This window comes from Rhizobium sp. AB2/73 (assembly GCF_020871915.1).
Classification (GTDB): domain Bacteria; phylum Pseudomonadota; class Alphaproteobacteria; order Rhizobiales; family Rhizobiaceae; genus Rhizobium; species Rhizobium dioscoreae.
Genome location: NZ_CP067073.1, coordinates 823718 through 837941 on the forward strand (window position 1 = coordinate 823718; position 14224 = coordinate 837941).

Genomic DNA, 14224 nt, shown 5'->3' on the forward strand with positions numbered 1-14224 from the left:
TCAAGCCTCGCGACCGCCGCCCTGAGCCGCGCCAGGCGGGACCATCGCGGTCGGCGTACCCGTGGTGCCTTTTCCATCGCCTTTTTCGCCGCCGGTCGTGGCCCCATTCCCGCCATCTTGGCCTGCGCGAAAACGTTGCGCGATATTCTCGAAGGCCGCCTGTAGCTCGGCTTCATCGATCTCGGTTTCTCCAAGACCAGCCTTGAGGGCAATTCGGCCGATCCGCTCGGCTTCCCGGGTTTCCGCGGCCTTGAGCTGTTCCTGGAGTCTGGCGATTTCGTCGCGGATTTTCGAGGAAGGTCTCTTCATTTGCGATCGTCTCCTGGCTGAGAAAGCGTGTCTTTCAAGGCCAGTTTCCGGAACTCGAGTAGCGAAGGCACTACTGTGAATCCTACAATCGCCAAGGGCGATGCTTTGGTGAATGATCCCTGCCGTTCCGAAGGAGCGGGTTCCAAGGGCGCGTCTCGTCTCACGGAGGCGGGCGCTGCGTACGTTTGCGACTCAATGGCGCGGGTCACGGATCACCTCTCGTCCCTATCGATTATGTAGATTTTCTGTTCCGTTGCTGCGCAATCCCACCATGTCAAGCGAAGCGTTTCATCTCCGGCGCTGACGTTCGGCTTCCATTTCTTCGAGCTCCGATTCCAACATGGCGCGCATGACGACGTGAGTATCGACAAGCTTCCGATGGCTGGTCTCATCCGGGAACTCAACAGCGGCTGCCACGAGCCTGGCGACAACCTGCTTCTGTCCCTCGATCTCGACTTGAGTCCGATCGATCGCCAGCGATAGATCGTCATCCGACAACCTCTTGTATTTTGACATTAGGCGGCCCTTGCTGTCCGTCATGAAAATAGCATCTTGTGCCGAAAAGATCGCCAAGAGGTTGTAAGCGACTATCGATCAAAAATTCGGGAAATCAAGACAATGTCAGGAATTTGAAGCCAACAGACAGGGAAGGATCGGCAACCATCATCATCTGAGGCCGATGGGGTGCGGCGAGAATAAGTCTTTGAAAATAGCGCCCATCCACGGCCGATAATTGAGACGGCGACGGAAATCTGACAATCTACGTCTCATGAAGCCAAAGAAGGAAGGCCGCAAGCTCGCAACGACGTCGTCGAAGCCTTTGCTCCGACAGCTCGCTCGGACGCCCGAGGAGCTGTTCGCAAAACCGTTCCGCAGCCAGTACGGCGCCATTTGCTTTCGCCGTAAGGAAGGTGACCGCGAGATCGAAATCCTGGTGATCACTTCGCGCGACTCCGGGCGATGGATCGATGTTTCAGATCGAGGTTAAGGAGCTCGGGAACCAGTTCAAGGAACGGGGACAGCGTGTTCTCGATTGGGTGAGCACTGACGAGGCAGCACGGCGCGTGCGCGAGGTCGAGCTGAAATCCCTGCTCGTGAATTTCAAGTCTCAGGGCTAGCTGCCTCTAAGCCTTGTACCAGCGCCGACTGGCTGAGGTTTTTTTGCGATTCGGCGATGAACGTCAGGCCGTTGCGGTTCGATCTGAGTGGATAGAAACTGAAAGGTAATGGGATTGAGATCAGTTCTTTTTGACGTCGATGGTGTCTTGGTCCATGGCTATACTGGCCAATTGCAGCGCCGTAGGCGCTGGGACGAGCATTTGTTGGCGGACCTCGGGATTGATCCATCCGCATTCATCGAACTCTTCATTAGGCGCGTATTTGAAAAAGAAGTTCTAACGGGCCGGAAAGCCCTGATTTGCGCACTAGAGGAGACCCTTCCGCAATTGGGCTTTCAAGGCTCCCCCTTTATCGTTGCCAGCTACTGGCTTAATCGAGATAGCCACATCAACATGCAATTGTTGGAGCTTGTCCGCCAAATTCGGCGGACCGGGATGGTTCGCCTATACGTCGCCACCAATCAGGAACACATGCGCGCCTTCCATCTTTGGAATCGCCACGGCTTTGAAAACCTGTTCGACGATATGCTGCATGCCGCAAGGTTCGGCGAACTTAAGCCGGCTCGCGGATTTTTCGAGCGCGCTTCTGACCTTCTTGGCGCCCAGTCTGAGCCGCCACTGTTCTTCGACGACTCTGAAGCAGTCGTAGAAGCCGCCAATGCGTTCGGCTGGGAGCGGGTCCTGTATCAAGATGTCGCCGATTGTGCCGAGCACCCTTGGATTGCTCAGCTTTTGTCGCAAAGCATCTAGGTCGTGAACCCATAAAGGGGAATGATCGGCATGGTGTGGTTTCCGGACAGGCAGCATTTGGCAAACCGCAAACATGGAGCCGACTTCCAATGGATTGCATCAGCTAAGGGTGGCGACACCCATTCCCTGTCACTCCGCATCTCCATCGACTTCGCCCCTGACCCAAGCGGCGATCGCATCGATGAAGGCTCTCACTTGCGGCTTCATGTACGTACGCTCGGGATAAACGAGCGCGATCTGCATCTCTGAACCGATTGCGCCGTCGAGCACCTGCACCAACGCGCTGCTCTTAAGGTGCCCTGAGACCAACCCGTGCGGCAGGAGCGCGATACCGAGGCCGCGCAGGGCTGCGTCACACAAAAGTTCGATGTCATTCGCGTAGAATGCGCCCTCGACCTTAAACTTGCCTCCAGACGTGAGAGGCCAGTACGTTTCTGCCAATTCTCCTCTAGCAAATCCAAGAAGACATCGATGGTTTTTCAGATCGAGATGTGATTGGGGAGTCCCACGGGCTCTGAGATAGTCCGGTGAGGCAACAGAAATCATCGGATCGCGCAAGAGAGTGCGCGCAACAAGGCCCGGCTCGATTTGGCTACTGGCACGTAGTGCGACGTCGTAGTTGCCGTTGAGAAGATCTGCCCTCTCGTTGGATGTGTGGATGTGGACGCGCAGCTCTGGATAGCAGGCAGCAAAATCACACATGGCAGCGTTAAAACTGGCGCTCATCATCGGCGGTACGGACACACGCAGATCGCCGCGCACCACGTTGTTCGTCATTCGCACACTTTGCTCCGCCTGCCGAACCGCCTCCAGCGCAATGCATGCATGGCGGTAAAACAACTCACCCGCATCGGTCAGCGCCAGGCTGCGCGTTGTGCGACGAAGCAGACGCATTCCCAGCCGTTCCTCGAGGCGGGCAAGGCGACGGCTCACCGTTGCCCTGGGAACGCGCAGTTCGGCAGCGGCGCGTGACAGGGATTTCGCCTCGACGGTCTTGGTGAACGCCACCATTTCGGATGTTTCTACGGGTTCGGACATTTGGATCAAATCCTAGCAGATGATGCCACAATCTGATGAATTGTACCGGATTTCGTTCAAGCGCAAGATGCGCTTGAGAATGACTGGGTTCACGCGTGCGTGGCCCGGCAAAACCTGAAAGAGAGTAAGATGAATTCCAGCGACAAGAAGACGATCGCCGTGTTTGGTGCAACCGGCCATCAAGGTGCCGGCGTGGTACGAGCCCTCATGGCAAATGACCAGTTCAAGGTGCGGGCCCTTACCCGTCAGCCCGACACGTACCAAGGCCCTGCTGACGAAGTGATCGCCGCAGATTTGGACAGGCCAGAAACCTTGGCGGCGGCGCTGGCAGGCGCGCACGGTGTTTTCCTGGTGACAAATTACTGGCAGGATGGCTCCGACGAGATGAAGCAGGCAAAAGCTGCAATCGATGCCGCCAAGACGGCGGGTGTCGACCACATGATTTGGTCCACCCTCCCGAATGTTGAGGCGATCAGCGGAGGTAAGATCAGCCTTCCACAATTCACGGGAAAGGCGAAAATCGATCCGATCGTGGAAGCGGCCGGATTTGCGCACCACACCTTTGTCGTGCCCCCCGCCTATTATCAGAACTTTTCGGGACCAGTTGGCCCCCAAAAGCAGCAGGACGGCCGATACGGCTGGGTTTTGCCAATCGACCCGAGCGTACGCTGCTTCCACATGGGTGACATTGGCGAACTCGGCCGCATTGTTGCCGGTGCGTTCGCTCACCCCGAGGAAACCGGCAAAGGCGTGTATCTCCCGCTCGTCGGTGATTTTCTGAGCTTTGGCGACATCGTGAACACCCTGAACCAGCAGGGTTATCAGTTTTCGTTCACGCAGGTACCGACAGAAGTATTTGCGGGCTTCTTCCCGGGAGCTGCTGCGGTTGCGGAGAATCTGACCTTTTACGAGAACTATACCTACCTCGGCCCGCGCTCGTTTGAGGATGAAATCGCGCTCGCAAATCGCGTGGCGGGCAAGACACCGACGACGTTTGCCGCATGGGCGGCGGAGAATTTCCGCTTCGACACGTCGGCCGCTTAAATCACCGTCGCGACGAACGGCCTGGCCGTTCGTCGCGCGCTCCCACCCGATGTGATGTGACCGGCAGCTGCCAAACTCTGATTCAGCACTGGCATCAGCCGGTATGACCTGGCTTCCTGCAAAAGGAACGCCGCGATTGGCGGCTTCCGTCAGATATCCGGATCGCAGTCCATGCGCCGAAAACAGCTCCGGATCCAAACCGGCCTGGCTGCATCGTGTCTTCAGGATCAGATTGACCGACTGTGGCGTCAGCGCCCGCCGATCGATATTGCCCCATTGGTCGATGCGGCGGAACACCGGTCCCGCGTCGATCCTGGCCTCCATCAGCCATTGCTTGAGCGCTTCGACCGGCCGACCAATCAAAACGACGTGCGTGCGGTCGTCGGCAGCTGTCGTCTTGGTGCGGCCGAGAGTGATGGTGAGACACGGCAGGAGAGGGGAGGCGGCATTCCTCGGATCGGCATGCACCGGCTCCTCGTCGACCAGATCCTCTACCCGCAGGTCCGCGACCTCGGAGCGCCGGCGGCCGCCGGAGGCAAAGGCGGCCAGCAGCAGGGCGCGATCGCGAAGATCGATGCGGCGGTCGCCAGCACAGGCGGCCAGCAGCTTTGCCAACACATCGTCGGTGATCGCTCGTCTGCTCTTGCGGCGGCGTTGTCGCGGCGTGGCACGCACGGCCAGGCGCAATGCGGTTTTCAGGGAAGGCGCGGCAAATGATCCCGTCAGCCCGCGCCAGCGCGTCAGGATCGACCAGGAGGTCAGCCGCCGGCGCACCGTGTCCGGCGCATGCGGACCATCGGCGCGCAGCAGACCCTTGGCGCGCAATCCCATTTCGACGTCATCAGGCATGCCGTGGGTAGAATCCTGTATTCCAGACGAACTGCTCATGCATGTCTCGCCGCTCAGTTGGGAGCATATCAATCTCACCGGCATCTATTCCTGGGGCGCCGAGCAGCAGATGCCGGGAGGATTCTGGCCCTTGCGGCTTCCAGGGCAAATTCTCCGCGCCGCCCGAGGATTGCGACGTATTCTAGCTTTTCTACCGTGCTCCAGCACTATCGTCGCTTGGGGTCAGAGTAATTTCAAGTTGTAGCTGGACGTTCAACTATAACGTTTGTAGCATCCAATTAGTTGTCGGATGACGATTATTGATTCGCGGAAACCGTTATCAAGCGCTTATGGGGGGCAAATGAAATCTGACCATACGGAAAAGCCAAGTTGTATTCGCAGCCTTGACACCTCCGCCGTTAACTCCCTCCAAAAGGCGCTGCTAAGCTCGGTCTACAACCATCGCTACATTCTGGCGGCTGCTGTGACCATGTTACTGCCCTCCACGCAGGCATTCGCGCAGTGCGCACCGGCACCGGATGCGCCTGTGAGCATCGCCTCGGGTAGTTGCATGGATTCAGGCACGCCAGGCACTCCAACTCGATCGAGCAATGATGCCACGGATGTGGTCGGCGCCTCCGGCACCGGGGTCTACACGGGAAACGTCGTTGAATTGGACGCGAGCGGTACTGGCTCCGGCGCTCACGCGAGCGGCGGCGGAACGATCAATTTGAACGGCGCGCCGGATGGCAGCGGAGGGTACAACACCGCAAATGTCAATACGACTGGCGCGGGCAGTCACGGGCTCTATGCCGATGGCGGCGGCAAGATTAACGGACATGGTGTGCTCGTCACCACAGGGGCCGACGGCAGCTACGGCATCTTCGCAACCGGAACTGGCAGCGATGTGAATGTTGACTCTAACGGAGTGACGCTGCCGCCGAATACCGGGCAACAGATCGCGGTCACAACCGGCAACAATGCATATGCCGCCTATGCAGCCAATGGCGGCACGGTTGAAATTACCGGCATCAATGCCCAGCAGTCCGGCATCTTGACTTATGGCGTGGGCAGCTCTGCCTTCGTCGCTGAGTCAGGCGGCCAGATCACCCTCACCGGTGTGAGCAGTTTCGTTTTCGGCGAGGATACGGCAGGTGCCTTCGTTTCGGCTGCCGGCAGCACGATCGTCACCAACGCCAGCTACATCAACACCTATGGCAATAACAGTGCCGGGATGTCGGTTGCCGACGGGGGAGCGGCCACCATCCACGGCGGCGCGGTTGTGACCGGCAATTATCATGGAACGCTCATCAGCAATTCCGTGGCTCTCCTCGCCCACGGGACCGGCAGCCAGATCACGATTGACCAGGGTGGCAGCGTAACCACCTATGGAGCGGCCAGCGCCGGCGCGGTGGCCCAGGGCGGGGCTTTTATCGATTTCAAGGGCTACGGCGTTTTTACCTATGAGACCGGCTCCACCGGCGCGATTGCGGATGGGACGGATGGGAACGGGACGGCCAGCAAGGTCGCCATTAGCAATGCCATAGTGTCAATCGGCATCGTAACGGGACCCCTTATCGGCTCCCAAAAGGGACCCCTGCCTCTGGTTGCATCGGGTCAGCGCGCGTAGGCCCGGAGCTCTCCATTTAGCGCAGGGGCCTGCGGGCGCGGGTTGTTTGTCTTTTCGGCTTTAGCTTTGAGAGCGGTTTTTGAAGCGCCAGGATTCATTCCCGGTCTCAACGATTTCGCAATGGTGGGTTAGCCTGTCGAGGAGGGCGGCGGTCATCTTGGCGTCGCCGAAGACGGCCGGCCACTCGCCGAACGCCAGGTTCGTCGTGACGATGATCGAGGTCCGCTCGTAGAGCCTGCTGATCAGATGGAAGAGGAGCTGGCCGCCGGCCTGAGCGAATGGGAGGTAGCCGAGTTCGTCCATGATGACGAAGTCGAGCCTGGTGATGAAGTCGGCCAGCCGCCCCTGCTTTCCGCTACGTGCCTCCGTCTCGAGCCGATTGACGAGGTCGACGACGTTGAAGAAGCGGCCGCGTGCGCCGTTGCGGATTAGGGCGCGTGCGAGCGCGATGGACAAATGGGACTTCCCCGTGCCGGTTCCGCCGACCAGAACGATATTGTGCTGCTCGGCGAGGAAGGCTCCTGTCGCAAGCTGGCGCACGAGCCCTTCGTTGACCGGCGTGTCGGTGAAGTCGAAGTCGTCGATGTCCTTGGCCAGCGGCAGCTTGGCGACGGTGATCTGGTATTTGATGGAGCGCGCCTGCTTCTCGGCGATCTCCGACTGAAGTAGGTCGCCGACGATGCGTGGCGGTTCGTGCTGCCGCTTGATGCCGGAGGCCATGATCTCGTCATAGGCGCTGCGCATGCCGAACAGCTTCAGCGTGCCCATCATGTCAAGGATTTGGGATCGTTCCATATCAGCTTGCCCTCCTAAGGCTGTCGTAACGGGCGCAATCGGCCAGAGGCTCGTGGGTCAGGCGAAGCACGTCGGGAATGGAAAGGATGGCGGCCGGCTGCGGATCACGCTTGCGGGCCAGGATGTTGATGATGACGGCAGCCGAGAATACGCCCTGATCGAGCGCCTCCTGGCAGGCCGCTTCGACGGCGGGGAGTCCGTCCAGGCCCACACATTCGAGGATCGACACCATCTGCCGGTCGCCGTCATGCATGGCCTTCAGCCGGCGGCGCACCTTCTCCATGGCGGCGGGCAAAACCCAGTCGTGGAATGGCGCACCGTTGCGCAGCGCTCCCGGTTTGCGGGTCAGGACCGGCACGTAATGCCACGGATTATAGATCGTCTCGCCACGGCCGAAGCAGCGATCGTGTTGGCCGATCTCCACGCCATCCTGCCGGATGACGATGCGATCGGCATAGGCATGTATCTCGGCCGGGCGGCCGACTGCCGTGGACAGCACCGAGTATTTGTTGTTGTCGAAACGCACGAGGCAGGTCTTGCCGATCGAGGCCTGCACTGCGTGGAAGCCGTCGAACTTGCCGGGATAGCCGACCAGGTGCGGCCGTTCCCCATCGAACACCTCCCAGATCGTGCGCTCCGTTTGATCGACATGCTTGTGGGCGCGGGCATAGCTGATGCACTTGTCCAGTAACCAGCCATTCAGCTCATCGTAGGATTTGAAGCGTAGCCGCGGCGTGAAGAAGCGTTCCCGCACCAGATTGACCTGGTTCTCGACCTGGCCCTTCTCCCACCCCGACGCAGGCGTGCAGGCCACCGGCTCGATCAGGTAATGGCTGCACATCTGCAGGAAGCGGCGATTGTACTGCCGTTCCTTGCCGACGAAGACCGTCTCCACCGCGGTCTTCATGTTATCGTAGATGCCGCGCGTGCAGGCCCCGCCGAAGAACGCGAACGCCCGGTCATGGGCATCGAAGACCATCTCCTGCGTCTCGCGCGGATAGGCTCTCACATACATCATCCGGCTGTGGCAGAGCCGGACATGCGCCACCTTCACCGTCGTCGTCACGCCGTTCAGCACGACGATCTCGTGGCTCCAGTCAAACTGGTAAGCCTCGCCCGGCGCATAATAGAGCGGCACGTAGGCTTCCGCCGTTACGGAGCCGCGTTCCTTCGCCCAGGTTCGGGCGTAGCGCCGGACTGTGTCGTAACCGCCCTCGTAGCCGAGGTCGCGCAAGTCCTCGAATATCCGGATCAGTGTCAGCCGTTCGCGAGAGGATTTGGCCTCATTGGCGAGCAGCATTCCATCGAGCTGATCGCGCCAGGGCCCGAGCTTCGGCTGAGGTTGACGGGTCCGCTCATATTTGAACTCCGTCTCATCGCTGCGCAGAACCTTCCGCACCACTTTCCGCGATATGCCAAGCTCCCGGCAGATCGCCTTGATCGACTTGCCCTGCACACGGGAAAGTCGACGTATCTTTAGAATTGTCTCCACAACAAGCATCCAAATAAAAAGCCTCCGATGAAACCGGAGGCTGTTGTAACCCCATCGCAGATGGGGGTCCCGTTTGGACGCCGATCACCCCAAATGCGGGGTCCTTATTCCATGCCTAATCACATTCAGCCTACCTCAGCAAGGCGGCCCTCACCGGGGGGATACTTTTCTTAAGCGAAGTCGCACGAAGCTCCGCCAATGGGCTTCGTTCCTGCGCGAGATAAAGCGCCAATAGAATGTTGCTGCGCCCGGTAGAAGGAACGCGGCGGACTGGCAGCCTACCATAAACTTGACCCGGCTTGACCTGAATGACTCCGTGCTCCTGACGCTTCAATCTCGCGCAATCGACGATGCATCGGTATCGGGGCGAAATGCTCCCATTAGTCGCGGCTGATTGTGGCCAAGGTCCCCCCGATGTGCTTTCTCGCACCACCACTCGACTATACCTTAGGTTTCTACGCTGCAATCGCCGTGTCCGGCTTCCATATCATAGGTTCGTAGTTCACTATAGTTCCGCCGTTCGCAGTCCGGCCCATCTCAATGGTAATCAGACGGTCGTCTGGGAAAGCCGGACTTAGCTCGAGAGAGAGATAATCGAAGAGAGGCTTCTCGTGTACGGCGATGATTACCTGTCGACCCTGCTGCTTCGACAAGGTTCGGAGCAGAGCAGCGAACTGCGCTATATGAACCTCGTCCATACTCTGCACAGGATCATCAATAACTAGCCATGGCAGCGTCGGACCGACGGAAAGATGCAGAGCTAAGAAGAGGGTCAGCGCTGCCGTGTTAAGATTGCCCGCGCTCAGCATCGCGCGTGGGTTGCCGCCTTTCCCCCCAGACCGGTAGAGCGTTTCGAGGACAGCCTCGACCGGCCCTCCTTGGTTTTCAGGGAGAGCAAAGGCCGGGACGAAAGGTTCGTCTGGAGCGAGCCGCACGAACAGATCGCGCCACACGGCATTGAGCGAGTCGTTAAAGACCCGCCGAACTATGTTCGTACGAGCCTCACGGGCGCGCCGCCCTAGCTCACGCGCCTGAGTGATCCGTGCGTCGGCCTTGTCCTTTGCAGTTTGCAACCGCCTGGCTATTCTCTCCTTTTCGGCAACCGCTTCAGTGATCGCTGCAAGCTTTGTCGTCAGATTTTGGCGTTCTCGTAGATCCGAGAGGGCGTCGCGGCGCGCAGAAAGTAGTGCGGTCAAGGTTGCCTCACGCTCAGCCGCATATGTGACGAAGCGCGTTAATGCAGTCTCAACGCCTTCGGTCTCGCCCACAGCATCAAGGCCGAGGTCCTCGGCGAGCCGGGCGACGGAGTCTCGAATTGAAACGGCTCGCTGGTCACGGGAGCGACGCTGGGTGAGAACCTGTGACGCCGCGGTTGCCACCGCAATAAGTTGCTCCCCGCGTTTGGCAGCCTGTTCGATGTCGGTCAACGACCGTTGGAGTTCCTCCAGCCGCGCATGTCGACTCTTCAACTTGTCACGTGCCTCTGGGGTCAGGAGGCGCGCCGCAATTGCCGATCGCCGACGTTCTGCATCCGCCATGATGCGGGAAGCGTCCGTCCGCTCGCGAGACAAAGCTTCCAAACGCCCTGCGCTTTCCGTGAGAGCGGCGATGCGGTTCGAAACATGCGCATGCAACGGCTCGGTTGAGGTTTCGCTATAGTCGCGTCCACAGACCGGACAATCGTCAGAATGGATATGCGGCAGAACCTCCGCGAGAGCCTGTGCAAGCGTACCTGCGTGCGTGGCTTGTCCCGCAATCTGTTCGTCCAGCACGGCGGCCCTTGAGCGTGCCCTGGCAAAATCCTGATCCAATGTTTCCAGAGCCGTACTGTCCTCGCCATCTCGGGCGAGAAGAGCCTCACAACGATCAAGCTCTGCACTCAGTGTCTGCAAAGCCTCCGTACGGGCACGTTCGGGGCCAATCGACTGAGGTGAGGGCAAATCCGCGAAGAACTCCCTTAGGCGTGCAAACTGATCTTCGAGCGCCGCACCGGTTGTCGATCGCCAACCTTCGAGGGCATCGTTGGCCGTGGCCACAGCTCGTTCGGCATCGGCCATTTCACCAGCGCTCACCGGCGACTGCACCGTCCGCCATTGATCAAGCGTCGCCACAATGTCTCGCCTTGTGCGCGCCAGGTTCTGAAGTTCGGGCTCTTCCTGTCGGTTCTCAATAGCGAGGCGGAGTTCGCTGTCGGACGTCATCGGAGTCGCTTGGACCCTGAGTTCCGCCAGCTTGGCAAAAAGCCGATTATTTGTCGCCTGAAGATCCTGGTTAAGGCGCTTGCCTTCGGCCTTCTCTGCAACAATTTCCTTCTCCAGTGTGGGTATCGTCTCTCGTACCTCCCAATATTCCGGCAGCGTTCCGCGCAGGCGGCGAACATCACCGGCATCATGCAGTCCCTCGATCAGCGCATCGAGATGATCGAGACCGAGCAGATCTTTGACGAACTTCGTCAAAGGGGAGTCGCTCCGACGAGTGTCCTTGTCCTCATAAATCTCCAAGAGCCGGCCAAGTGTTGCTTGGGCAAGATAGCAGCGCTCGCTGTAAAAGTGCGCTCGGTCGCGAGAAAGCAGTGGCGATCCTGAAACGCCCGTACGCGTTACCAGGATTTCCGCCGACTTAGTATCACCATCGAGATTGTCCACTGCGGCGACGATCCGACCCTCCGTAGCTTCCTTGTGGACCAGATGGGAGGCGTACTCCCCGTCGAGGCGAGCAAGCGACGGGACTTGGCTCGTCAACCCCAGCTCGATCGCTGAGAGGATGCTGGTTTTTCCGGCGCCGTTCTGCCCGTGGATGAGGACCACAGGCGCGTCGAGCGGCACAGTTATAGATCCTTTAATGCTACGAAAATTCGTGACCGTTATCGATTTCAGTAATGGGGTCATGGCTCTCCCCCGCCATCTTCTTGATTCAGCGAATCGGAAATGAGGGTGTGCAGGTGCGATTGAACGACGTCGGCGCCCTCCGGGGCCAAACTCACGAGAGACGCAATCTCGGGATCGAGCCCGCCTAGCTGACCAGCGATCTCTGTCAATGGGTCGGCAATGCTCGCAGTGGGCTCTGGCAGGCTTAGCGGCATCAGAACAGCAAGCCAGTTTCGCAAGGCGGTGTCCGCGTCCGCGTCTAGGATTGTGCCGATCGGCAGCACGCGACACACCCTGGACATTGAATCCAGTACGGCCGAACTCGGCCTGGGACCGGTGAGCACTGCAGTTAGCGGACGCTTCGACCGCACCACGTCCATGGCGCGCGCGATGCCTTCGATCTTCTTTAGTATACGCTGCTCCGGATCGAATGCCGTGTCGGCAACGACAATGAGATCAGGTGACGGGCTCGAGCCAACGAATGCCGCGGGGAGGTCAAATCGCAATCCTGCGATCTCGAGCGGCGTCGAAATGCTGCGGTATCCAGCCCCAGTAAGAACCTCGCCAACCCGATCGACAGGTGTTGGAGCGGTCATAGAGCCACCTCCTCTCGAAAGCGCTGCACCAATTCGGCGCTGGAAGCGGTTGTGCTCACGAGGTTAGCAATGCTAACTTCTCTCAGACCGAGCCTCCCCGTTCGGCCTGGCGCGCCGCGCGGTGATCTTGGTAAGGCTGGCGTAGTCTCGAGGCTGTAAATCACGATGGCATCCTCATCGTCGACCAGATGTCCGTGGTGCTGGAGACGTAGGGCTGCGTAACTGTTTGCGACGAGGAAAACTTTTGCTGAACCGGCGGCCGACGTGACGCGGACAATTCCGCTCGTTTCATCGGCGGCATCCACGCCATCGAGTGCCCAGGCCCCCTCGTCGATACCTAATCCAAGAATCCCGGCTGCTACGGCCGCTTCGCGCAGTCCGGAAGCGGGTAGGGTCATGTCTCCAGGGAACTGCTGTATTGGAACAGGCGAAATGGGGTTGTATGGACGCGCCGCGGTTGGTGCATGGCCATCACGAAACATCATGATCGCGCGGCTGCTTTGGTCAATCAACGAACGGATGAAAGCCATCCGGTCGGGCTCAGCCGAGGCGGCGAGCCGGTCGCGAACCGCGAAGACGCCTGCCTGTAGGCGCTCGCGATCAGCTGGCCCCAATAGCCCAGGCGCAAGTTCGATAAGCCGTCTGAGCTTCGCGCAAAGCACGTGCAGAACCAGCGACACAAGCAACGACTTCGCATACGCTCGGATGAGCGCACCATCGAGAATCTGCTGGCGTGTGCCGGGAGTATATGCCGCACGATAAACGTTGCGAAGCAGGCCCTGCTGATCGACACCGATCGCATTCTCGGAAAACACATAGCTTGGACGGTCGCCTGGCCACGGCCAAGCCATGCGGGCCTCGGCCGCCGCAAAGATCGCCTGGATGTTCGCGTCTTGTGCGGAGAGACCCATCATAAGTGTCGGCTTCGTCGTAATGAGATCGATCAGTCGTTGAACGATTGGGGCGTTGTCCTGCCTGGCGACCCATCCGTGGATCTGTGATTGACGACCCACCAGACACGATCGGTATGTCGCCTCATCCGCTGTCGCCTTCACTGCACATCCGTGAAACTTGAACAGGCGCGCGCGTTGTTGCGGCTCCCGCAGATCTTCCGGCCGCACATTGACAACTAAGGCGGGAGCGCCACCGGTCAATGTCTCGACAGCCTTTTCTACGAGACCATCCCAATTGGCCGAGGCGATATCGGATGACACACCCTCCAGCAGCAAGATAGCAATACAAAGATGTTCGACGTCCGGCTCAAGGCCGGGATCTGCAAAGGTTGACGCAATATCGACGGCATTCCACAGAACAAAATCGTCTGCTTCGCCTTCGACTGTCGTCTCCAGTAGACGCGCATAGTTTCCAATCAATCGTCCTGTAATTGCGTCCGCGTCAGGCCATTCTGCGAAGGGACGAGCCAGATCAACACGGGCTTGCTCCTCGGGTGAGAGTTGAGCGAGTCCGAGCGCTTGGGCGAGCGCAGCATTAAATCGACATGCCGGATTGCCGAGATCGATTCGCATGCGAAGGAATTCGATGACGCGAGGTATGACCTGCTTCAGACCATCGACGCGTCCGAAAGAGATACCTGATCCCAGCCAGAATGCATACCGGTCCTCCGCCACACCTACCGCGAATGAGCGGAAAGGCCCGTCCAACAAAGCCAGCGTCTGACTTATCGTGATTGTTGCAGCCGAAGGTGCAAGCGCCATGGCAACCTCAACAGCCTTGATGAGCAACTACGCTGGCGTGAA

General features: G+C 59.2%; 10 protein-coding genes and 3 pseudogenes. 4 read left to right on the plus strand and 9 right to left on the minus strand.

The window, feature by feature from the left end; all coding sequences use genetic code 11:
* Together traC and I8E17_RS29855 are read right to left on the minus strand one after the other, a co-directional pair.
* Positions 1–309, minus strand: a complete 309-nt coding sequence (gene traC, locus I8E17_RS29850) for a conjugal transfer protein TraC (protein WP_113354738.1) — start codon at positions 307–309, stop codon at positions 1–3.
* A 288-nt stretch (positions 310–597) separates the two neighbouring features.
* Positions 598–849, minus strand: coding sequence for a hypothetical protein (locus tag I8E17_RS29855; protein ID WP_162750997.1), 252 nt, complete (start codon positions 847–849; stop codon positions 598–600).
* A gap of 229 nt (positions 850–1078) precedes the next feature.
* On the opposite strand from I8E17_RS29855, the pseudogene I8E17_RS29860 reads away from it, so the two are divergent.
* Both I8E17_RS29860 and I8E17_RS29865 read left to right on the plus strand, forming a co-directional pair.
* Positions 1079–1427: pseudogene (locus tag I8E17_RS29860) on the plus strand (hypothetical protein).
* 114 nt (positions 1428–1541) lie between these two features.
* Complete coding sequence (locus I8E17_RS29865) at positions 1542–2177, plus strand: HAD-IA family hydrolase (protein WP_162750998.1); 636 nt, start codon at positions 1542–1544, stop codon at positions 2175–2177.
* A 129-nt stretch (positions 2178–2306) separates the two neighbouring features.
* Here I8E17_RS29865 and I8E17_RS29870 read toward each other — a convergent pair whose 3' ends face one another.
* Positions 2307–3215 carry a LysR family transcriptional regulator gene (locus I8E17_RS29870; protein ID WP_113367610.1) on the minus strand — a complete coding sequence of 303 codons (909 nt, stop codon included), beginning with the start codon at positions 3213–3215 and terminating at the stop codon, positions 2307–2309.
* A gap of 129 nt (positions 3216–3344) precedes the next feature.
* Here I8E17_RS29870 and I8E17_RS29875 point away from each other — a divergent pair, with 129 nt between their 5' ends.
* The gene (locus I8E17_RS29875; protein ID WP_113367611.1) at positions 3345–4259 is read left to right on the plus strand and encodes an NmrA/HSCARG family protein; all 915 of its coding nucleotides are present in this window, start codon (positions 3345–3347) and stop codon (positions 4257–4259) included.
* Between the two features lie 12 nt (positions 4260–4271).
* On the opposite strand, the pseudogene I8E17_RS29880 reads toward I8E17_RS29875, so the two are convergent.
* Positions 4272–5126 (minus strand): annotated as a pseudogene (locus I8E17_RS29880) (tyrosine-type recombinase/integrase); the annotation flags it as partial.
* Between the two features lie 322 nt (positions 5127–5448).
* Between I8E17_RS29880 and I8E17_RS29885 the strand changes: the two are divergent.
* On the plus strand, positions 5449–6717 hold the full coding sequence (locus I8E17_RS29885) for a hypothetical protein (protein ID WP_219511699.1): 1269 nt from the start codon (positions 5449–5451) through the stop codon (positions 6715–6717).
* A gap of 60 nt (positions 6718–6777) precedes the next feature.
* Here I8E17_RS29885 and istB read toward each other — a convergent pair whose 3' ends face one another.
* From istB to I8E17_RS29910, 5 genes and pseudogenes are all read right to left on the minus strand, one after another.
* Complete coding sequence (istB, locus tag I8E17_RS29890; RefSeq protein ID WP_003501246.1) at positions 6778–7512, minus strand: IS21-like element helper ATPase IstB; 735 nt, start codon at positions 7510–7512, stop codon at positions 6778–6780.
* Positions 7490–9013, minus strand: a pseudogene (gene istA / locus I8E17_RS29895) (IS21 family transposase). The gene istB and the pseudogene istA overlap by 23 nt, the downstream one beginning before the upstream one ends.
* 446 nt (positions 9014–9459) lie before the next feature.
* On the minus strand, positions 9460–11892 hold the full coding sequence (locus I8E17_RS29900) for an AAA family ATPase (RefSeq protein ID WP_113367293.1): 2433 nt from the start codon (positions 11890–11892) through the stop codon (positions 9460–9462).
* On the minus strand, positions 11889–12467 hold the full coding sequence (locus I8E17_RS29905) for a hypothetical protein (protein WP_113367294.1): 579 nt from the start codon (positions 12465–12467) through the stop codon (positions 11889–11891). The genes I8E17_RS29900 and I8E17_RS29905 overlap by 4 nt, the downstream gene beginning before the upstream one ends.
* Entirely contained in the window at positions 12464–14209 is a 1746-nt protein-coding gene (locus I8E17_RS29910; RefSeq protein ID WP_113367295.1) for an SIR2 family protein, read from the minus strand. The genes I8E17_RS29905 and I8E17_RS29910 overlap by 4 nt, the downstream gene beginning before the upstream one ends.
* Positions 14210–14224 lie beyond the last annotated feature (15 nt).